Source organism: Marivirga tractuosa DSM 4126 (assembly GCF_000183425.1).
Lineage (GTDB): Bacteria > Bacteroidota > Bacteroidia > Cytophagales > Cyclobacteriaceae > Marivirga > Marivirga tractuosa.
The window spans coordinates 3,697,079-3,719,515 of sequence record NC_014759.1; the positions used below are offsets into that span (position 1 = coordinate 3,697,079).

At 36.0% G+C, this 22,437-nt stretch carries 11 protein-coding genes; 4 read left to right on the top strand and 7 right to left on the bottom strand.

Features of this window, described 5'->3' with window-relative positions; translation table 11 throughout:
* Positions 1–169 precede the first annotated feature (169 nt).
* The 6 genes from FTRAC_RS15715 to FTRAC_RS15740 form a co-directional block, all read right to left on the bottom strand.
* Entirely contained in the window at positions 170–670 is a 501-nt protein-coding gene (locus FTRAC_RS15715) for a DUF1648 domain-containing protein (RefSeq protein ID WP_013455259.1), read from the bottom strand.
* Positions 671–903: 233 nt separating this feature from the next.
* Positions 904–1,866 (bottom strand): L-histidine N(alpha)-methyltransferase, encoded by a 963-nt coding sequence (gene egtD / locus FTRAC_RS15720; RefSeq protein ID WP_013455260.1) that lies wholly within the window; start codon positions 1,864–1,866, stop codon positions 904–906.
* Positions 1,863–3,020, bottom strand: coding sequence for an ergothioneine biosynthesis protein EgtB (gene egtB / locus FTRAC_RS15725; RefSeq protein WP_013455261.1), 1,158 nt, complete (start codon positions 3,018–3,020; stop codon positions 1,863–1,865). Before egtB ends, egtD begins: the two co-directional genes overlap by 4 nt.
* 257 nt (positions 3,021–3,277) lie before the next feature.
* Positions 3,278–4,234 (bottom strand): PorP/SprF family type IX secretion system membrane protein, encoded by a 957-nt coding sequence (locus FTRAC_RS15730; protein WP_013455262.1) that lies wholly within the window; start codon positions 4,232–4,234, stop codon positions 3,278–3,280.
* Positions 4,235–4,239: 5 nt separating this feature from the next.
* Positions 4,240–10,341, bottom strand: coding sequence for a T9SS type B sorting domain-containing protein (locus FTRAC_RS15735; protein ID WP_013455263.1), 6,102 nt, complete (start codon positions 10,339–10,341; stop codon positions 4,240–4,242).
* 265 nt (positions 10,342–10,606) lie between these two features.
* Positions 10,607–11,395 carry an outer membrane beta-barrel protein gene (locus FTRAC_RS15740; protein WP_013455264.1) on the bottom strand — a complete coding sequence of 263 codons (789 nt, stop codon included), beginning with the start codon at positions 11,393–11,395 and terminating at the stop codon, positions 10,607–10,609.
* A gap of 248 nt (positions 11,396–11,643) precedes the next feature.
* Between FTRAC_RS15740 and FTRAC_RS15745 the strand changes: the two genes are divergently transcribed.
* Together FTRAC_RS15745 and FTRAC_RS15750 are read left to right on the top strand one after the other, a co-directional pair.
* Positions 11,644–12,945 (top strand): PorP/SprF family type IX secretion system membrane protein, encoded by a 1,302-nt coding sequence (locus tag FTRAC_RS15745; RefSeq protein ID WP_013455265.1) that lies wholly within the window; start codon positions 11,644–11,646, stop codon positions 12,943–12,945.
* Between the two features lie 30 nt (positions 12,946–12,975).
* On the top strand, positions 12,976–16,164 hold the full coding sequence (locus tag FTRAC_RS15750) for an FG-GAP-like repeat-containing protein (RefSeq protein WP_081457035.1): 3,189 nt from the start codon (positions 12,976–12,978) through the stop codon (positions 16,162–16,164).
* 109 nt (positions 16,165–16,273) lie between these two features.
* Here FTRAC_RS15750 and clpB read toward each other — a convergent pair whose 3' ends face one another.
* Positions 16,274–18,898 (bottom strand): ATP-dependent chaperone ClpB, encoded by a 2,625-nt coding sequence (gene clpB / locus FTRAC_RS15755; RefSeq protein WP_013455267.1) that lies wholly within the window; start codon positions 18,896–18,898, stop codon positions 16,274–16,276.
* A gap of 373 nt (positions 18,899–19,271) precedes the next feature.
* Here clpB and FTRAC_RS15760 point away from each other — a divergent pair, with 373 nt between their 5' ends.
* Positions 19,272–22,022, top strand: coding sequence for a ligand-binding sensor domain-containing protein (locus tag FTRAC_RS15760; RefSeq protein ID WP_041649919.1), 2,751 nt, complete (start codon positions 19,272–19,274; stop codon positions 22,020–22,022).
* Positions 22,015–22,437, top strand: coding sequence for a thioesterase family protein (locus FTRAC_RS15765; protein WP_013455269.1), 423 nt, complete (start codon positions 22,015–22,017; stop codon positions 22,435–22,437). The genes FTRAC_RS15760 and FTRAC_RS15765 overlap by 8 nt, the downstream gene beginning before the upstream one ends.

Below are 22,437 nucleotides of genomic sequence, written 5' to 3' on the forward strand. Positions count from 1 at the left end.
CCGCAAAGGCGCCAAGTCGCACAGAAAGTAAGAAAAATATAAAGACAGCTATAAGCTGGAATTTAACCGCAAAAGAGTCAAAAGAAAACAAAAGGAATTTCGATATATCGAAAATTATGCCCTGTTTTACCTCCTAGTCTTAGCGTCTCGCTAAGACCAGAAAAGCTATTCATTTCTTCTTAAATGCTTTAGCTAGAAAGTATAGTCCTGGTATATTGATGATGATAGTAACTGCAGGTAAAAACCACTCGCCTAGTGTTTCAGAATTTTCTGTTCTAGCATTTACAGTTTTATAAATTATAAAAGCAAATACTAAAACTATAATTAGGTTCAATATTCTGATTAAGTTAGTGGCATTTTTGTATTGCCTTTCAGCATTTTCCTCGGTGATTTCTGTGGGATAATTAAAGATGTGTGGATATTTATTTAAAATAAATAATCCAATAAAAATGACTATTCCTAACAGCGGGAGAAAAAAAATAGATTGTTTATCTCCATATCTATCAGCTTCTCCTGAGGCATTAAAATGAACTGGAATTTCGCTATCAAGCTCTGAATATGACAGGAGAACATAAACCCATGCCAGCACAAGAATTGCTAAGGTGGCAATCTCAATCAAGTAATTAAAGGTTGTTTTTTGAAGTTTAATTTTAGGTCTGTTTTTCTGCATATTTTGTTTAATTAGACCATTACTAATTTCAAATATAATACAAAACCAACATAATTTGATTTTTCTAGAAATCCTGACCAGCACCCTTAAAGGTGTTTTTACTGTTAAGTTCTGAGGAGGTTTGTCAGCCTTGATAGATTAAGTTTCGGTGAAAACCTGCAATGGCGCAAGCGTCCGCTTGTGCATTCCTGACAAGGTCTTAGCAAGACGCTAAGACCAGTGAAGGGGTTTAACTATTTCCTGATCACCACATCAGCAAAGTATTCCTTTTCATCATAAAAATACTTTTCAACGGTCAAGCCGGCTTCTTTAGCCAAGTTTTCAATCATATCTTCATCGAATTTTTGGGATACTTCTACATGAATATGCTCCCAGGCTTTGAAATGGATTGTACTGTCAATGCCTTTTAATTTAACAGTTTGCTTTTTTTGAGAAATTAAAAAACTCTTCGTGGTTCCCGTTTGTGGATCATAAGATGGGTAATGTTTGAATTGCTCCAAATCAAAATCGGCATCTAATTCATTATTTAATCTTGTCAACAGATTCATATTGAATTGGCGCGTGATACCTTGAGCGTCATTGTATGCACTTCTAATCATTTCAGGATCTTTTTTCATATCAAATCCCATAATGATTCTATCACCGTTTCTCAATTTATTGGCAATTTGATTTACAAAAGAATGTGCATCTTCAATTTCAAAATTGCCAATATTTCCACCCATAAAAAGCACTACCATTGGGTTTTTTCGATCTTCATTAAGCGTATCAAGAGCAGAAAAATATTCTTTATTGATGGGTTCTATATCCAAATCGGGAATGGATTTTTGCATTCGTTCCTGCAATAAATTCAGGACATTTTTTGAAATATCTACTGGCTTATAATTGAAAGTAGCGTTTTGTTTAGCAAAATGCTTTAGCAAGATTTCAGTTTTTAGTCCATCTCCTGCACCAAATTCTATCAGATTAAAACCAGCTGCGTCAGAAGAAATAATGGATAAGATATCATCTTTATGTTTTTGGAATATGTTATACTCACAATTCGTGAGATAATACTCTGGCATATTCATGATTTCTTGAAAAAGTCGGTCTCCTTCCGCATCATAAAAAAGCCAGCTAGGAAGAGATTTTTCTTTTTTAGTAAGTCCTTCTTTTACAGCATCTGCTACGGAGAAGTTGATTTTTTCGGTTGTTGTCATAAATCTTTTGCTAATCTTATCCCACTAAAATGCCACTGCAAATGTGGGTGAAAGAAGTTTCTATATGTTTTTCTTGAATGATTTGATGAAGTGGCGCGTGATGAACCTCGCATCACCATCTGGTTGACCATAAATTTGCCATTGTATTCTCCAATAGCACCTGCTGGCTTTGTATAGCCTGGATAGGGGAGGTATGCACTTCCAGTATGCTCCCATCTTTTTCCCCAATCGAATAAATTAGCAGCTGTTTCCCACTCAAATTCAGTTGGTAAACGCATGCCTTTCCATTCTGCGAAAGCATAGGCTTCATAAAAGCTGATATGCATTAAAGGAGCATCTTTATTGATAGGTTTTAAACCGGCTAAAGTATAGTAATGCCAATTTCCTTCTATTTTATGCCAGTATAATGGAGCGGAAATCTCAGTTTCTTCTAACCACGCTCTGGCATCAGAATGCCAGTATTCATGCTTTTCATAGCCTTTGGCTTCAATAAATTCAGCATATTCGCCATTAGTAACTAGTCGATTGCTGATTTTTGCACCTTCCAAATGCACCTCATGGTAGTTGTGTTCATTGTCAAAGGAAAACCCCTTTCCTTCAAACCCAATTTTATAATTTCCTTTATTGATTTGTACCCAATCGTGCTCCCAATCTTCCGTGAAATATTCTTCAAAGTCTTTGTCATAAGCTGGGAAAAGTGGATTGTGTCCTAAAATATATTTGATGTCGTAGAAAAGTAATTCCTGATGCTGTTGTTCGTGGTTAAAACCGATCTCCAGAATATTTTTCATCTCATCTGTAATGATATGAGATAGTAATTCCCCAACGGCTACATCTACATATTTTCTGTATTGATAAATTTCCTCCACGGTAGGTCGGGTCATGTTTCCTCTGTTGGGGCGCAACATTCTTTCGCCTGCGCTCACGTAATAGCTATTGAAAAGGAATGCGAATTGAGGATGAAATTCTCTGTAATCTTTAGAAAATTCTTTTAGTAAAAAAGTTTCGAAAAACCAGGTGGTATGTGCCAAATGCCACTTAGGCGGACTTACATCCGATATAGGCTGAGCAACATAATCCTCTGTCGCTAAAGGTTCGCAAAGGCTTTCAGTTGTTTTTCTAATTTCTTGGTAACGATTAAGATAATTTTCCATAGAAACTTTAAACTAGTAAAATATGCTTCAAAATGGGAGAAAAATAATTAATTTCCTCGGATAAAGACTACTAATTGAAATCTGAGCGATTTAATAGTATTAACTAGTGGTATAAGGATTAGTTTAAATAGAAAGGTGATTTCATCCTAAATTATACTGAGAAGCTTGCCCTTTTGTTCTCAAAGTATAAAAGAGTGGTAAAAAAAAAGCGAATTTGAAAAAGCAGGTTTATGACTTACTTATTTGAATGCCACTAACTACATAAAATGGTTAAATTTAGGACAAGTTACATTATCATGAATATCTCTTATGCGTACTCTGTAATTGATCATAAACTCATGCGTACCATTTGAAGCATTTCTGATTGCTGAAGTTGTCCAGTCGTATGAATAGCTAAAATGAAATGACTCGTTTAGTTTAAAGTCTATATAGGATACTACAGCATCAATATTTCTGTAGGATACTCCAACGTTTAATAGGTCATAAAAGAGAAAACTAGCATTAATGTCAAAATTAAGCGGAGCACCTTCTTGCCCTCTTATTAAGGCAGATGGCTGGAAATACAAGGTTTTCTCGAGATTCATGGGTAGCATAAAACCTCCATTTAAATAATAGTATCTAGCTGACCTTACTTCACTAATAGCATTTTCAATGTTCAGGTTTCCATAGCCGTTGTTCAACAAGAAAGGGACTGAAAAGCCAGCGAAGAATTTTTTGTTATAAAAGTATGCACCCGTGCCAAAGTTAGGTTTTAGACTATTGAAGCTAGCAAAAGAATTATCTCCTACGTCATCCAAATTAAGATCTTTAAAATCGGATGCTAGTATATTCACCCCAGCCTGAAAACCCAGAGCTAGCTTACCTTTAGGAGTCTTTATTATGAAGGAGTAACTCCCGTATATATTTTGACTAGCATAACTCCCAATTCTGTCATCATTAATCAAAAGACCGACACCCATTCTCTCCTTCATAAGAGAGGTATGTGCACTGAAAAATAGTGTTTTAGGTGATCCATCAAAATTCACCCATTGATTTCTATACATTGCAGAAGCACTTAACTGAACATGACTTCCAGCGTATGCCGGATTTAGCACAAGACCGTTGAAAATATATTGTGAATAAATTGGGTATTGCTGAGCCTTCAGTGTTCCTCCTAATAGAAATAAGGAGATTATGATATATAAAGACTTGTTTTTTAGATAGTTGCTGCGCATTTATTTTATTTTACGATTTCTAAATAACCATTTTTCGGTTTTGAACCGTCATTTTTATCTATTACATAAAAATAGGTGCCGTCTGGTAGGGATTCTCCCATTACATTAATTCCCCTATTAGAAATTCCATCGAATTTAACATTATTATTGTCATACCCAATAGCCTCATACACTAAAGTACCTGCTCTATTGTAAATCTTCACAATATTATTAGGATATTGACCAATGCATGCAATTTTGAAAAAGCTATTTGAAGCATCACCATTTCTCGAAATCCCATTAAATGCTTGAATATCTGATAAAATAGTTATATCCTCTTCCACCACACAGTCGTTTCTGGTTTCTATAATTACTGTGTAAACTCCTGCAGCCACACCATCTAAATTGGGGCCAATAGCTACTCTAGTACCAAAGCTATCGTACCATTCAATTCTAGTAACTTCTTCAGCAAGATCATCAAGGAAAACTACTGCAGAACCGTTATTTTCTCCACAAATCGAACTTACTGTTTCATATGTGAATTCAGGATAGACTAAATCTTCTGAGATACTTGCAGTAATAGGATCTGAAAGACATCCAGTTCGTAAGTCAGTAGCTATTACAGTATATTCTCCCTCACCTAAATCAATTATTCTATCTCCAGTTCCGAATAGGCTTCCATTTGTATTGGTACCTCTATACCATTCAAATAAAAAGTTGCCAGTATTTCCATTTACATCCACTCTCAGTTCTCCGTTGTCTATTTGACAATTTGTATCATTTGAGACCACCTCAATGGCTGGATCTTCCACGGCCGGAATTTCTTCAGAAATGGTAATCGTTTCATCACTAAAACATTGAGTTAAATCATTAATTGCTCTCACTGTATAACTTACATCTCTCATGCCTGAAAAATCAGGGCCAAGATGAATGATAGTTCCTGAAGCTGATGCGCCTTCGTACCATTCAAATGTATATCCTACAAATCCACCATCAACTCTTGCTTTAGCGGCACCATTTGCTAGTCTTTCATCACAGACCGTAAGTGGTGCTACTTGTTCTAAGGTTAGCGGAGGATTTATTTGTCCATTTTCAATCGTGACGGTGGCGGTTACTTCACAAAAAGTGTCCGTATTGTCTGTGGCAACCACAGTGTACTCTCCAACTGGTAGATTATTGACTTCTTTGCTTGTTCCTACAGTATTTCCATTAACGTTTGTCCATAGATAGGAATAACTACCTCCTGAAGTTACAGTTGCGAAAACTGATCCATTCGGGGAATCACAATTTGTAAGCGGAGTAGCCGATGCCGAAATATTCAAAGAATTGATTTCAGTTACTAATTCATAGGTTTCTACATAAACACAATTTGAGATGCTATCTCTAATGGCTACAGTATAGACATCTGCAGAAAGATTTAAATATTCAGGACCGGTATGTGCTACAGCAGAAGTAGTATCGGGTCCATCGTACCAGTTATAAGAGAATGTCGTATTAGGAGCACTTGCGTTGACTCTCAAAAAACCAAATTCATCTCCAGGTGACTGCAATGCACATCTTTCAGGATTTTTGAACTCCAAAGAAATAGTAGGCTCAACAATATCAGTTTCAATTGAAAATTCTATTAAGGCAGTTTCGCACTCGCTATCAATATTTCTCGCACGAACAAAATAAGTCCCTTCAGGCAAGCCAACAATTGAATCGGAAGTATTTGGTGAACCCGCATTTGGTAAGATGTCCATATTGGCATTATACCATTCGAAAGTAAAATCATTAATATCGGCAGCAACCCCATTTTCAAATACATTATTGATGGTTACTTCACTATTGGTAGTGTCACATCTTGTGATTGCTGTGATATCAATTTCTGCGTTTGGAATAGAAACAATGACAGGATTATCGTTGATACTGAAAGTTCTTAAAGTGGAGCATTGAGTAGAATCATTGAAAACTTCAACTGTGTAGCTTCCACCAATTAAACTGTCTGCACGCTCTCCATTTACCCCAGCAGTACTTCCAATTGTAGTACCTAGTGGTGTACTAGTATCAGTTCCCTCATACCAGTTGAAAGTGTATAAGGAAGGTGATGCTTGATTATCAATACTGATTTCTATAGATCCATTGGCTGAAGTAATGTCACAATTAGTATTTGGCTGAGTTACAGCGTCTGTTATCACAGGGTCTGATACTTCCAATTCAATTTCTATATCCAATAAATAAACCGAACAACCCGAAAAATCCGAAAAGGCTTCCACTATGTAAGTGCCTTGTCCAAGATTTGAAAATATTGGCGGATCAGTTCCTGCTAAAGTATCTACTGCTATATAATCACCATTATTTTCTCTAAATAAATATAATTGGTAATCTGATAATGTTGTTGTACCTGATGGAGTGACTTCAACCTCAATGCTTCCATCGAAGGGAACACAAGTGGTAGCATTTTGATAGCTAATTGAATCTAATTGATGAGCACCAATAAATGGAAGGTTAAATACTTTTTGATTAGAACATTCATTATCTAAATCTGTTGCTACTACTGTATAGAGTCCTGTAAATAGGTTGCTTGCAGTAGCTACTGTAACCCCATTGTCTGATTGAAATGGACTTCCAGTAATCGTGGTACCTTCATACCATTCGATTAAGAAACCGGAAACGTTATTAGGAGAATTCACTTCTACTTCTAATACTCCATTATCTTGATCGCAGGCAGTTGGGATGCTGAGCACATTTTCTTCTTGTTCAATAGTTACAGTAGCTTGATCTATCACCTCTATTGTGACCGCATCAGTCAAGCAGTTTCTTGTATTATGGAAGGCCTGCATTGTATAAAATCCTGGCTCTAAGTTTTCAATTATATTTCCAGTTACATCAAAGTCAGTAGAAGATTTTACTTGATCTCCTTTATACCAGAAAAATGTATAATCTGCAATATTATCTAAATCGACTGATGCTTCAACTCTTCCATTTAATGGGGAACAAGTAGTGACTGGATCTGCTGTAGCACTTGCAACTGGCTGAATAATATTATTATTTATAGTAATTCGATCTGTAACTGAACAGCCTGTAGCATCTTCTGTAACCCTTACTGTATATTCGCCAGCTGATAAATCGTTTACTGTTAATCCACTACCCACTTGGGTACCAGTCGTTCCTGCCCCTGCAAACCACACAATAGTGTGGTCTGCTGGACTTCCAACAATAGTAACGCTCACGCTACCATTTGGCAGGCTTGCATCACATGAAGTATTAGAAGTAGCAGAAACAGCATCGATTTCCGGATTAACGGTTTGGTTAACGGTGACTGGAACAGGAGTTGATTCACAACTGGAGGTGTTATTAGTAGCTACGACCGTGTATGTTCCTTGAGGTAGATTATTTACTGTACTGCCAGTGAAATCTGCTGTAGGTTTTACAGAATTTCCAATGAACCAATCAAAAGTGAATCCTGCAGTTGCTCCACCTACTGTGGCAGAAACGCTGCCAGAATTAGTTTGGGAACAAACAATATCTGTAGCAGTTGCATTAACTATAGGGATGTCTCTGTTGTCCGGTACTTCTATTGAAGTAATCGTTTGACATCCTGTGGCTTTTTCCATAACAAGTACAGTGTATGCGCCAGATTCTAAGTTGTTGGCTACGTGGCTATTGCTTATTTCTAAACCACCACCCACGGAGTTTCCAACATACCACTCATAAGTGAAATTCCCAACGGGTTCACCTCCATTCACGGCTACAGTTAATTTACCATTCGGGTTGTCACAGTCATCATTTCCTCTATCAACGGTTATGTCAGCATTAATTGTTCTGACACTATCAGAAATCACTACTTGGACTGTATCAGAAGAACAACCAGCTAATTTATCAGCAGCATAAACAGTATATGTACCGGCCGCTAGCCCTGTATAAATAGAACCAGTATAATCAGGAGTATCATCTACAGTAGTTCCATTAAACCAGAAAAAATCATAGTCTGCTGTGATCTCTGAGCCACCTACCAATCGGAAGACTCTTGCAGAGCCATTCGGTGGAACCGTACCAGCTGCACAAGTAATATTGTTTGTTGTTTCCGTAGATAATATAAATGGTTCTGGGTTTACTTCTGCTGAAATAATATTATTGACATAATCACATTCTAAAAAATTGGAATTAGGTAAACTAATTGGAGCAGGCGTGGATGTGCCATTATCATTTAAAACAGCATAAAGTGTAAATTGGCCTCCTGTTCCATTTATTGTCAAATTCGCTGCATTTCCAACATCACCTACTGTAAAATTATTTAAGGTAATAAAAACAGTATTGAGCTTATTTGTTCCTGCAACTAATGGATCTCCATCATAAAAAGTTATAGGAACATTTCCAGTTAGTGGGACATCCCCTATGTTTTCGTATTCGAAACTTACTGTAAAATCCTTATCAGGACAATTAGGAGGAGTTATTGAGAAGGATGTTTCAATAATATTTAAATCAGGGGAGGCGAAAGTAGGACATCCGTCTGAACTTAAAAAAGGCGATTGATTTAAAAAGCTGTTCAAAGGACGACTAGGGCCGGTAGTACAAATCCCAGTTGAAAAGACTGCTTGATGCTTTTGCTGAATTCTTGGAACGGTCAAATCATCATTGATATTAACATTGAAATAAGCATGCTGATTCCATACCCTTCTTGCAGGTACCCAAGGTTCAGCACCAGATTTATAAATTCTTACTTCTGCCGGAGCATCTAGGCTAAGGTTTCTGCCTGGCGTACCTACTCTATGGTCTTCAGTTACGCATACCACACAAATTTCTGTGGAGCCGTCTGCATCCACATCGGCTACTATAGGATATTCCACGGAAGTTCTTGAACGACAATGTTTGGGAGGGTTTATGGTACCATCTTTCCCGTTGAGGATATAAAGGTAATCTTCATCTCTATACACCACCTCTGATTGTCCATCACCATTAAAATCAAATAAGGTACAGCCCGTAATACCTGAGGTTTCTTCATTTACAAGTGTCTTCCAAAATAGATTCCAATTTTCATCTAGAGCATAGAGATACTTCCCAGATACGAATGCAGCATTTAATTGGCCATCCCCATCTAAATCTGCAATGTTTACTCTTCCCGTACCTTGTCTCCAACCAAATTCATAACCAGCTTCAGCAAAAGGATCACTGAAAGTTTTTACGGTATTGTTGAATACATCCCAAAAGAAAACGGTTGTCACATTAGAAGAATTTGCACCCGATACAATTACGTCTAAGTTTCCATCTAGATTGAAGTCTGCAATGGAGGTGGTAGAGTTCTGAGGTTGTTGCCCACCAGATTTAGTTTGGTAAGGGGCAGGCATTGTGGCAAGTAAAGTTAATGAACCAGCATCTTCTGTTCTATCTCCTAAATTAACACCATAAATCCTATTTCCAATCACCAATTCTAGGTCGGAATCTCCCACTATGTCCACTGCAACAGGACCTCCTGGTATATTTTTCCAGTTGGCCGTAGTGGTTTCTACTATTCGTGTGCCGTTAATAGGGTCTCTGATTTCGTCCTTATAATACATTTCAGCTTGCCCATCACCATCAAAATCAGCGAAGCTTAGAAATACTGGATCTTGATACAAGCGCTCCGAAGCCCAAATAGGATTTAATTCACAATCAAAAGATCTGATATTGTAATTATTACCACTATTGACATTTACTACGAATACTTCACCGCAATTATCATCTTGAAGGTTGACCATTGCAGCATTATTATAATAGGGGTTATTTGTTGTTCTTTCATGTTTGACAGTAGCAGAATCACCATTTAAAAGAAAAATTTTGTCATCATATCGATTGGTCGTCAAGATTTCAGGGATTCCATCTCTGTCTAAATCACCAATTGCTATTCTACTCAAAGCAGTAGTTACATCGTCACGAGATGTTGGTCCTAATTCTAGTTCAAAAACTGGAAACTCCTCTGGTTCTGCTTCGCAAGAGGCATCGTTTCCTAAATAGAAACCGTCACAAGCTGCAGTATCCGTACAATCGCCATCAAAACAGTCAACAAATCCGTCACCATCATTGTCGATTCCATCATCACATATTTCTTGAGCAATGGATAAACTTAGCGATGCCAGACTAAAAATAAAGAGGAGTAAAATTTGTTTCATAATTTAAAATCTTTAGTTCAACATACTTCATAGGTTTCAATTGAAATGCATGATAGTAAAATAATAAATTCTAGGTTAGGCTATAAGTAAATAATATCCACACGTGTAATGAATTCGACCAAATTGATCTAAAAGTAGATGAATAACACCTTTTTATCTACAAAAATATAAGTATTTACGATTAAATTAACTGAATAGCCTAACTAATCTTATGCAAGATATTAAAAATGACAGTTTTAACTATTATAGTAATTAATGCATTGGCTTATTTATTTTCGTAATATAATTTCTTCTCTTTCTTGCCTTTATTAATGATGTCAAATACGTAAGCCACTGAGACTTGGATTCCTTGAATACTGGCATTTAAATTATCTCTATAGGCAATAACGCTTGCGAAAGTTCCTTCTGAAGAAGACATGTTACTGTGTCCCCATTCATAGCGAAAATCAATCATTAAGGATTGGCCAGGCGCAGGCTCCAAAACTATACCCGCAGATGCAATTAAGCCCACTTGTACTTTATTGTACTCGTTAATATAGAGTCCTTCAAACTCTGGACTAGCCGGTATTTTTTCAAATATCACTCTATATTCAAGCTCATCAATGCTTGTTTCCAATAACTCTACCGTACTTAAACGACCGTTTCCTCCTAACCAAAAATTCACATTTGGTCCAGCCCCGATATACCATTTAAATGTTTTTCCACCTATTGCCTGTAGAAAATCCACCTTATATACGATAGGAGTATTAAGAAAATGATATTTTGCATGATTACTCAATACAGGATCAGTTATGCCAGTAACGTTCTTTCCACTTTGAGAATACATAATGTCCAACTGTATTAAAAACCTTTTCTTCACTTTGTAGGCAGCGGTGATTCCAGCGCTCCATCCAAAGAAAGGGCTTTTTTCATAATCTTCAGATGCAAAATCTTCATAATTCATCCAATTATATCTAGCACCTGACTTTGCTCCTAATAGGATTTGAGCATTAGAACTGGAGTAACTTAATATAAGTAGGAATGTAATGAAAAATGCTTTTGTTAAGGCTTTCAAAATTTATGATGGTTAATTTTATTTATAAATTCAATTCTATACATAAACTGGGAATATTCCAATTTTAACATTAACTAAATGTATTTATAATTCTTTGATTATTTGTCAAATAATAACTTAAATTTGATTGACGTTATATCATTATTTTAATTTGTATTTAATACTTTACTATTTTGTTGTATAATTGTCTATTCTATATTTAACTGCAATTTAACATCAAAATTTGGAGAATAAATTCACCCTATTTTATGCTTAGGTATTTATTTGCGTTATTTTTTTTATTATCCATCAGCGATTCTTTGACTGTAGCGCAGAATATGCCTGTTTATAATCATTTTTATTCTACACCCTATCTATATAATCCAGCAGAAGCAGCAGCGTATTCTTTCCGAAATGTTTCATTGAACCACCGTCAGCAATGGAGAGGAGTAGAGGGAGCACCAGTTGTGACTACTTTAACTTTTGAATCCCCTTTTGATTATAAAAAATATGGTTTAGGCGTTACGCTGAACAATTATAATAGGGGACTTTTATCAACTACTGATTTTTTAGCAACTTATTCGTACTATGTGGACATAACCAAAACTGCTACTGTACATTTTGGGATTTCAGGAGGGCTGACAGCAAGCAGTATTGATTTGTCTCAGATTTCAGACCTAAGTGACCCCGCAATATCAACATATCTTGAGAATAATCTTCAACCAATTTCTAATGTTGGCTTAAAGCTTGAAACGGCTAGTGGTATTAATTTTGGAGCCTCTTTGCCTAGTTTATTTAATCCTGTTTATAACAATACTCAAAATTTTGAATCCTTTGAGTTTTCGCCTTTTGGAGATATCACATTAATGGCGTATTACAAGAAAAGAATAGATTACAAATTTGTAACGAGATATAATGGAAGATATAAAAAGCGTGTAAGGCTTGAAAACGTCTACTCTCCATTTCAAATTTATGCACTATATCACTACTCTGAATTAGTTGGTCAGAGACTAGAGTTGCTTAGTACTTTGAATTTTAATGAACTTTTCTGGCTGGGAGCTTCTTACAGACTTAATTACGGCATGTCTGGGATTGTAGGGTTCAAAATGAAGCAGTTAGAATTCAGCTATGCATACGAACCCTCTAGTAAATTAGTGGAAGGAGTTGCTAATGGCTCTCATGAGATTCAACTAAAGTTTGTAATAGGCGATAAAATTAAAAAGCTAGTTGAAAGACCTAAATTAAAACCTCTGACAAGAACAGAAGAAAGAGCACCAAGATTCTCAAGCCAAGATGTACAACACGGAGGAGACGAGAATCAGGTTCAGCAAAAGAAATACTATGTAGTTGTGAAAGAATTTAAGGACTTTAATTCAGCCGATCAATTGGTTAAAAAGTTGAAAAAGGATGAAGACATAACTGCTGATATATTCTTTAATCAGAAAAACGGAATTTATTATGTTTATATTTATGAGACCTTCTCAAGAAGAGATGCATATAAAGATAAAAAGGCGGCAGAGGAATTATTAAACTTCAAAAATATTCAAGTAATTGTAGTTGATGTTAATTAGTGTGATTTAAATAGGTAGTTATGTGTTAATATGATGAAATTTTTACCTACATATCTGTTCTTTATTGGGTTAGTGTTTTTCGCTAATCAGAGCTTCGGGCAAACCTCATATATTGAGTCTGTAAATCCTAAAAATGGATACTCAGGTCAAATCATTAATATAAGTGGGGTCGGTTTGGCTGGTGCAGATAAAGTGTTTTTTGGTAGTGTAGAAGGAAAAATCATAAATGTTGAAGATCAACTAATCGAGGCCGAGGTGCCTGCTGGTACCACTTACGATAATATAACCGTTTTAAAATCCTCAACTAGACTTTCTTATAGTGGAGAGCATTTTTTGTTAAGTTATGGTGGCGAGCAAGGTGTATCAAGTTCCGATTTTGATGACCAAGTCGATGTTTTTGCTGATGATGGGCTTTATGATGTTACACTTAGCGATCTTGATGGAGATGGAAAAAATGATATAATTGGAGCGAACTCTAAATCTAATTCGGCTACCATATTGAGAAACCTAAGCACCCCTTCTAACTTAAGCTTTGATCAAAGAAATATTGGGATTGGTGCTCCGACTTTAAATATCACTGCTGGAGACCTGAATGGAGATGGCAAACCTGATGTGGTGTTTTCTGAAGCTGGTGATGGCAACAGGCTTATTATTTTAGGTAATAATAGTTCACCAGGAAGCTTAAACTTCTCAATTCAAACGATCACTCTAGAGGGCTCTTCCACTAAGCGAGTAGTAATAAAAGACTTGGATCTTGATGGAAAACCAGATCTAGTAGTTTCTGATCAAGTAAATAATAGAATTTTAATTATTAAGAATACTTCTTCAGCAGGAACACTATCTTTTAGCCCAGAAATTATAGAACTCACTGTTGAAAATGCAGTAAGTACTGCAGGTTTAGATGTGGAAGACCTAAATGGTGATGGTAAGCCGGAAATTATAACACATCAATTTCAAACGGATGCAGGAGGGTTTTTTATTGCGACTAATCAAAGCAGTCCTGGAAATTTTTCCTTTACTGATTTTAATAAGTATAGTACACCTGGCACCTTGATTAATCTCAAAGTAGGAGACATAAATCAGGATAATAAACCAGATATTGTAGCTACACTGTTTTTAAGCTCTTCCGTTGCGGTTTTCAATAATGAAACTACGGACACCGGGAATGTGCCTCAATTTGGGTCTGCTCAAAATTTAGCGACTGACGTTAGACCATGGGGTTTAGATTTTGGTGATATGGATGGTGATGGAATTAAGGATATTGTAGTAGCGACTGTTGGCACTGATAAAACAATCAATATTTTAAATAATGACGGCACCGGTGGATTGAATTATTCAAAAGTATCAATTCCAGTTACCTATATCAATAGAAATATAAAGATTGGCGATATTGATGGAGATAGTAAACCAGACATCGTTTTTACTAGTGTGGATGATGACAATAATCAAATTACAGCATCAAATATCTCTATACTAAGGAATAATCAATGCATCATACCCGTGATAACACCGGAAGGGCCTATCAATGCCTGTGAAGGAAATCCAGTAAGACTAGAAACCCAAAATATAGAGGGGTTAACCTTTGAATGGTTTCAAGACGGAACTTCAGTAAAAACAGGTACAGAAAATTTCATCGAATTGAATGATGTTTCAGCTACTGGAAGCTATACGGTTTCAATAATTTCTGATGGAGGAAGCTGCCAAGAAATATCCGAAGCAATTGAGGTAAATATTATTTCAGAAGGTGCTTTGCCTAGCGCTACGATTAGCTCAAATGATCCTATCTGTAATGGAGGTATACTCACCTTGAACTCATCAGATGTTGGCGCAACAGATTACAAATGGCGTGGTCCACAAGGTTATACTGCTGAAGGTATTACTGTAGAAGTTGATGATTTTGATGTAGACAAAGCGGGTCGTTATTACCTGGATGTTTATTCTGGAGATTGTATTATTGAAACCACAAGTATAGTAGTAGAGGTGATTCCATCACCGAACTTCTCTGTTGAGCAATCAGGTGCAGGGACTTATTGTGAAGGTGAATCTGTGACACTTAATGTAAGCCCCAGTGAAAATGGTTTTGGCTTTCAGTGGTATAGAGGTACATCTACTATATCAGGAGCAACCTCTGCAACGTATAATCCAACTACAGATGGTGACTATTATGTAGAAATTACGGATCAAGTAAATACAGGCTGTCCTAAGATTTATTCTGACACTTTACAGGTTGCATTTTTAGAGACTCCAGAGGTTTATTATGATCTACCTTCTAGCGCTTGTGTTGGAATTCCTGTTTCCTTTACTAATGATGCAGTGGTAGCAGATGAATCACTCGCTGAGTATAGATGGGATTTTGGTGACGGAAATTTTTCATCAGAAGGAAACCCTACTCACACTTATAATACCGCAGGAACGTATGTGGTAAACTTAGAGATTTCTTATGATGGAATAACAAACTGTTCAGCAGATTTATCAAAACAGTTTATTGTTAATGGGGAATTAAATTTGACTTTAAACTCAACAACAAGTTCTCTTTGTGAAGGAGATAGTGCAGTACTATCTTTAGATAATACATATGAATCGTATGCATGGGATACTGGGGAAACGACTCCAACTATAACTGTAAATGAAGGAGGAACTTATTCAGTTTCTGTGGTTGATGAGAATGGATGCGAAGGATCTTCTGAAATCTCAATACAGACATTGCCAATTCCTGATGTTTCTTTAGATGCTTCTAGCACTGCGATTAATGCAGGTGATACGGTGACCTTATCTGCCTCAGGGCTGCTTGATTATATATGGTATGCCGATTCCACTGAATTAGAATTAACGGATGATCAAATTGAGTATGCCCCAACTAATACAACTACCATCAGAGTGGAGGGTCAAGATGAAAATGGTTGTTTCGGTAGTGCAGAAATTCTTTTAAATGTTGAGGAGACCAATATAGGAGATAGAATTGAACCCATGAAGTTTTTTTCTCCGAATGGGGATGCTATTGCGCAATTTTGGAGAATTGAAAATATTGAGGATTTAACGCAATGTGCAGTGGAGATTTACGATAAACAAGGGAATAAGATTTTGGAAGCTAAGCCTTACAATAATGATTGGGACGGCCAAATAAATGGCAGGCCAGTACCTGATGGTGTATATTATTATGTGATAAGATGTGACGACACCGGAATTGTAAAATCAGGAAGTATTACTTTATTAAGATAGTAGCAATAATTTGTTCGTGTCTTCTAATTGTAAAATGTGTATTGAGTTCGTTAAATGAAAAAACCGTATGAGGATTTCCCACACGGTTTCTGATTAGTATCTTAATAGCTTATTCTATTTCTACATCTTCAACATTTTTGAAGACAATTTCATCATTCTCCATTTCTACTAGCACTGTGCTGTCATTACTGATCTCGCCAGCCAGAATTTGTTTAGAAAGTTGGTTCAGAATAGTACGCTGCATTACTCTTTTTAATGGTCTGGCGCCAAATTGAGGATCGTATCCTACTCTTCCCAAGTAATCGAGCACATCATTGGTGGCATCTATTTGAACACCATTTTCTTTTAAGCGCTTCTGAACTTCCTTCCACTGAATGCTTACAATTTGTCTTAAAATTTCTTCATTCAAGGGTTCGAACATGATGGTTTCATCAATTCTATTTAGAAATTCTGGCTTCACCGAACGCTTCAATAATTCAAACACTTCATTTCGGGTTTGATCCATGATTTCGGCTTTCTTCCATTCATCTCCCATATAATTCTCAGGGCTTAGGCGCTCTTGAATTAAGCTGGAGCCAATGTTTGTGGTCATGATGATAATAGTATTTTTGAAATTCGCCAATCGCCCTTTATTATCAGTCAATCGACCATCATCCAAAACTTGCAGCAGGATGTTAAAGGTGTCCGGATGTGCTTTTTCAATTTCATCTAACAGGATTACTGAATACGGTTTTCTACGAACCGCTTCTGTTAACTGACCACCTTCATCATAACCTACGTAGCCTGGAGGCGCACCTACCAATCGGCTGACTGCATGTCTTTCCTGATATTCGGACATATCGATTCTGACCATCGCATTTTCGTCATTGAATAAATATTCAGCCAATGCTTTTGCTAGTTCCGTTTTACCTACGCCAGTTGTACCCATGAAAATGAAGGATCCAATCGGCTTGCGAGGGTCTTGCAATCCTGCTCGGCTTCTTCTTACAGCATCAGATAAAGCACCAATGGCTTCTCTTTGCCCTGCTACTCTTTTGCCTAATTCCTTTTCAAGATGCAAGAGTTTTTCTCTATCACTTTGTAGCATTTTGCTAACTGGAATTCCAGTCCAACGAGCCACTACGTCTGCAATTTCTTCTGCTCCTACTTCCTCTTTTAGCAAAGTATGGCTGGAATTCTGCATCTCCACCATCTTGCTTTGGAACTCATTTAGCTTGGCTTCTGCTTCGGTTAATTTACCGTATCGGATTTCAGCTACTTTTCCAAAATCACCCGAACGCTCAGCTTGCTCAGCTTCCAGTTTTAGCTTGTCAATATGTTCTTTCTGCTTTTGGATGCCTTGAATAACTTCTTTCTCGCCTTGCCATTTAGCTTTTAAATCCTGTCTTTTTTCATTCAGATCAGCTAAGTCTTTATTGACTAAGTTTTCTTTATCTTTATTTTTTTCACGCCTCATGGCTTCTCGCTCAATTTCCAACTGCATGATTCTTCTGTTGAGCTCATCAAGTTCTTCTGGAAGAGAGTCTATTTCAATTCGCATCTTGGAAGCGGCTTCATCCATTAAGTCAATGGCTTTATCTGGTAAAAACCTATCAGATATATACCGGCTAGATAATTCTACAGCAGAAATTACAGCATCATCTTTTATGCGCACACCATGGTGAACTTCGTATTTATCTTTGATTCCTCTTAAGATGGAAATAGCATCCTCTTGAGAAGGTTCATCCACTATTACAGATTGGAATCTTCTTTCTAGTGCTTTGTCTTTTTCAATATGTTTCTGATACTCTTTTAAAGTAGTAGCACCTATCGCATGTAATTCTCCTCTAGCCAGCGCAGGCTTCAATAAATTTGCGGCATCCATGGCACCTTCTCCACCACCGGCTCCAATCAAAGTGTGGATCTCATCTATGAATAAAATAATTTGTCCATCAGAATCGGTTACTTCTTTGATTACTGATTTTAATCTTTCCTCAAACTCTCCTTTGTATTTGGCACCGGCAACCAAAAGCCCCATATCTAGAGAAATAAGGATTTTCTCTTTCAAGTTTTCAGGTACATCACCATCTACAATTCTCTGTGCCATTCCTTCCACTATGGCAGTTTTACCAACTCCTGGTTCTCCTAACAGAATAGGATTGTTTTTAGTCCTTCTGGATAATATTTGCAAAACCCTCCTGATTTCCTCATCTCTACCTATAACTGGATCAATTTTTCCCGCTTTGGCTTGCTCGTTCAGGTTAATACTATAGCGCTCTAATGATCGGTATTTAGATTCTGCGTTTTGGTCTTTAACGGAGTCTCCGCCCCTTAATTCTTTAATGGCTTTGATCAAGTCTTTTTCTGAATAACCTGCATCTTTTAATAAATTGGATGCTTTGTCTCCTGTTTTTAAGATACCTAAGATTAAATGCTCAATGGCAACATAATCATCCTTGAATTCTTTCAGGAATTTCTTGGCTTCCGTCATCGACTTATGAGCATCATTGGATAAATAAGGTTGTGCCCCACTTACTTTAGGATAGCTCTCTACCAATTCATTCAATTTAGTTTCTAACTGAGCTTTATTAATGTTGAGTTTCTTATTTACAAAAGAGAGAACATTCTCATCCGTTTGCTGAATGGCTTTCAATAAATGGCCGGTTTCAATAGCCTGCTGACCATTTCCCAGCGCAATCTCAGCAGCTTTTTGAATAGCTTCCTGCGATTTTATGGTATATTCGTTTAAATTCATTTTTGTAAGTTTTTGATTTTACTATACTCTGTATTTAACAATTCTTTTACCAAGCACTAAAAGCTGACTTATTGACTTATTTCAAAGTTTAATTTCATTTATTTAAGACTTTTTGTCATTATTCTTTGCTTTACTGAAGTTTTTTGTACTGATTTTTTACTTTATTTAACGAAAAAAAAGTCACTTGAGGTCATAGTTTTGGCTAGAGGTAAAGGGAATATCAGTTAAACTTAAATTGATGTCTTTAGTCGGTGTTTTAAATTGAATTATTTCAATACCTTTATAATGATTTTAATTTATCAGTAATATTTTAATGCGTCAAATGAGGTTTATACGTCCCTTAGTGTCTCTAATGTTATTTAGCCAAGTCCTAATGGCTCAAAGCGGAGATGTTGTTCTTAATCATTTTGAAGTGCCATTGCCTCCTCAAGATTATCTTTATCAGGATATGGATATTGACTCGCAGGGTAGGTTATTAGTGGCTTATAAAAAAGGGGTTTTACAATTTGATGGCAATTCCTGGGTAAAGGTAAAAGTGAATAGTAGCCCTATTAAGTTTTTAGAAGTACATAATAAAAATATCTTGTTAGCTAAAGATGGGATTTATGAAATAGTAGAAGATCAATTTCACAGTAATAAATTAGTACTACTTTATCAAACACCATTGTTATCTCCTATTGTTGATTTAGTGTTTTATGGAAACCAATATTATTTGTTGGCGAATGAACAGATAACTGCTTTTAGTGAGGAATTTGAAAAGCTCAATACTTTTGAATCTAAATTAGGCTTTAAAGATGTTTTTGTTTGGAATGAGAAATTATATGCCTTTGAAGATAATTACTTAGTCGAGAATGTTGAAGGAACATGGGTAGATTTAAATCTATTTGCCCCTGAAAATAGTGATTTTGTTTTTTCTGTAAAAGGTTCAAAGCAATTATATTTTTCATATGACAATGGAGACTTTTACTCTTTTGATGGGCAAGAATTTAGCCCTTATTCATCCGCTCTAAATGAGTATTTAAGGGAGAACTACCCCATTTCAGGTAAATATTTTGATGGTAAAATTATTATTTCCACTTTAATTGGTGGAGTGGTTTTAGTAGATGAAAATTCTGGCAATATCATCTCCACCATTCAAAATTACAATGGATTGCCAACTAACGAGGTCAATGCCATAACCATGGATCATCAAAAAGGCTTATGGCTTGCTCACCCTTATGGATTGTCGCGTGCTGCTTTAAATATTCCACTAAAAGATTTTCAGTTCTATCCTGGATTGGAGGGCTTGCCAGAAACCACTGTTTTAAGTGGTGATACTTTGTGGGTTGGCACTACTGAAGGCTTGTTTTTCTTGAAGGAAGTTAAAGATTATGAAACCCTCCAGAAAAAGATGATTCAAAAGGTCAAAATAAATCGCTCAAATGAATCTACTTTAAAAAATGGGGATGAGGATAATGGTTTTTTACAAAACTTATTTAGCTCTCAAGATGATTCTGAAGAGCAAAAGTTTATTGATGAAGAGCTAAAAAAATTCCGAAAGATCTATAGGAATGATGGGATTCGCTTCAGAGCATTAAGGGAAAAATTGGAAGAAAAGGAACGGCAATTAAAGGACTCTTTACAAAAGCATGCGCAAAGCGCATCAAAATCTAAGCAAAGTAGGTCGCAAAATATTAAGCCAAAATACAAATCGGTAGTAAAAACCATAGATATTTCACGTTTAAAATCTATCAAATTTGAATTTCAAAAAGTTAAGTCCGTTGCTCCACATGTAGAGTCTTTGCTAGAAACAGAAAAAGGGTTAATTGCTAGAAGTAATACTGGACTCTATTTAGTTAAGGGGGGAGAAGGAGTAAAAATCTCAGATCTAAGAATGACAAAGAAAATGCTTTTTGATACTGAGAAGCAATGGTTATGGTTAAGCAATAGAGATGGATTGTTTACTGTAGATTTAAGTGACAAAGATTTTAATCTGCAGAAACATTCTGAAAATAAATTCCATGACCTGCTGATTCAAGAAGGTCAATTGTCAGCAGTTGGTGAAAATATTTTAGAAATTTTTGCTATAAAGTCTGATGGTTTGGAGCCGATAAACAAGATAAATATTAATAATAGTTTTTCAGAGGAGATGCTATTGTTCTATGAAGCAGGAAAAGTGAAGTTACTAAGATCCGATGGTATTTTAGCTTTAGATAATGCAGGGCGCAAATTAGAATTTGATACACTATTCAGAAAGCCTCTAAAGTATTTTTTGAAGGATCAGAATGAAGATATTTGGCTTTTGACTAGTGCGGATGAATGGATGTCACTACAAAATAAAATTCCATTGCAATTAAAAGATTGGATACATATAGTCCCCTCTATTAAAAGTCTTTATAAACCAAATGACACAACAGTCTATTTGGTGACGAACCAGCGAATTGTCAGATGGAAATACTCACAAGAAAAGGAATATCCTTTACCTAAGACTTTTATTGATGGCGTGATGGTTGAAAATGAGTGGTTGCTTGATACTGAGGTTGTCAAAATGGAACATGGTCAAAATAATTTGAAAATCATCTTGAGTACACCAGAATACTTGTTTAAAGATGATGTAGAATATCAATATTATGTAAAAGGGCTAATGGATGATTGGTCAAGTTGGTCTTCTATTCGGGAAATAGATTTCCCTTATATTCCAACGGGAGATTATTTATTGGAAATCAGGGCTAAAACTTTTTTACATGATAATGTAAGAAGTTTTGATTTTAAATTTGAAGTCTTACCACCTTACTGGCAGACTTGGTGGTTTTATATGTTGGAGATAGGGTTTTTCAGCATCTTAATATTAATATCTATCAAGTTAAATACTACCAACCAGAGCTCTTATTTAACCAAAACCTTCACATTCTTAACCCTAATTCTTTTTCTAGAATTTATTGCAACTATTTTTGAAAATAATTTAGAGGGGTATTTAGATGATTCACCTGTTTATACTTTCGTGATCAATGTAATATTGGCACTTTCAATATCCCCAATTGAGAAGGGCGTAAATAAAGTTTTGGTCACTATCAATTCTGCCAGATCCAAAGAATTGATCACTAAAATGCGGGCAAATCAAAAAGAAAATAATAAAAATGAGTAGAGTAAAAATTGAAGAGCCAGTAGAATATGTTTTTAAAGCTAGCATTAAAACAAGGATCACCGATTTAAATTATGGAGGACATGTTGGCAATGATCGGATATTTGCTTTTATGCATGATGCACGTGTTCAATTTTTCAGGTCATTAGGCTACGAAAGTGAATTAGATTTCGAAGGCTTGGGCAATATACAAACGGATGCTGCAATTTCTTACAAGGCAGAAGTTTTTGCTCACGAAGATATTGAAATTGCAATAGGGGTTAAGGACATTAATAAATATGGTTGTGACTTCGTTTATAGATTTATGAAATCAGATGGAAGTTTAGCTGCATTAGGGAAGACGGGAATTGTTTTCTTCGATTATGAAAAAAGGAAAATCGCTTCTATTCCTCAGTCTTTCTTAGATAAAATAAAGTAG

What these genes read in the sequence shown, in the direction of transcription:
- FTRAC_RS15715 (WP_013455259.1), bottom strand. Translation starts at nt 670, where the DNA reads ATGCAGAAAAACAGACCTAAAATTAAACTTCAAAAAACAACCTTTAAT.
- egtD (WP_013455260.1), bottom strand. Translation starts at nt 1,866, where the DNA reads ATGACAACAACCGAAAAAATCAACTTCTCCGTAGCAGATGCTGTAAAA.
- egtB (WP_013455261.1), bottom strand. Translation starts at nt 3,020, where the DNA reads ATGGAAAATTATCTTAATCGTTACCAAGAAATTAGAAAAACAACTGAA.
- FTRAC_RS15730 (WP_013455262.1), bottom strand. Translation starts at nt 4,234, where the DNA reads ATGCGCAGCAACTATCTAAAAAACAAGTCTTTATATATCATAATCTCC.
- FTRAC_RS15735 (WP_013455263.1), bottom strand. Translation starts at nt 10,341, where the DNA reads ATGAAACAAATTTTACTCCTCTTTATTTTTAGTCTGGCATCGCTAAGT.
- FTRAC_RS15745 (WP_013455265.1), top strand. Translation starts at nt 11,644, where the DNA reads ATGCTTAGGTATTTATTTGCGTTATTTTTTTTATTATCCATCAGCGAT.
- FTRAC_RS15750 (WP_081457035.1), top strand. Translation starts at nt 12,976, where the DNA reads ATGATGAAATTTTTACCTACATATCTGTTCTTTATTGGGTTAGTGTTT.
- clpB (WP_013455267.1), bottom strand. Translation starts at nt 18,898, where the DNA reads ATGAATTTAAACGAATATACCATAAAATCGCAGGAAGCTATTCAAAAA.
- FTRAC_RS15760 (WP_041649919.1), top strand. Translation starts at nt 19,272, where the DNA reads ATGGCTCAAAGCGGAGATGTTGTTCTTAATCATTTTGAAGTGCCATTG.
- FTRAC_RS15765 (WP_013455269.1), top strand. Translation starts at nt 22,015, where the DNA reads ATGAGTAGAGTAAAAATTGAAGAGCCAGTAGAATATGTTTTTAAAGCT.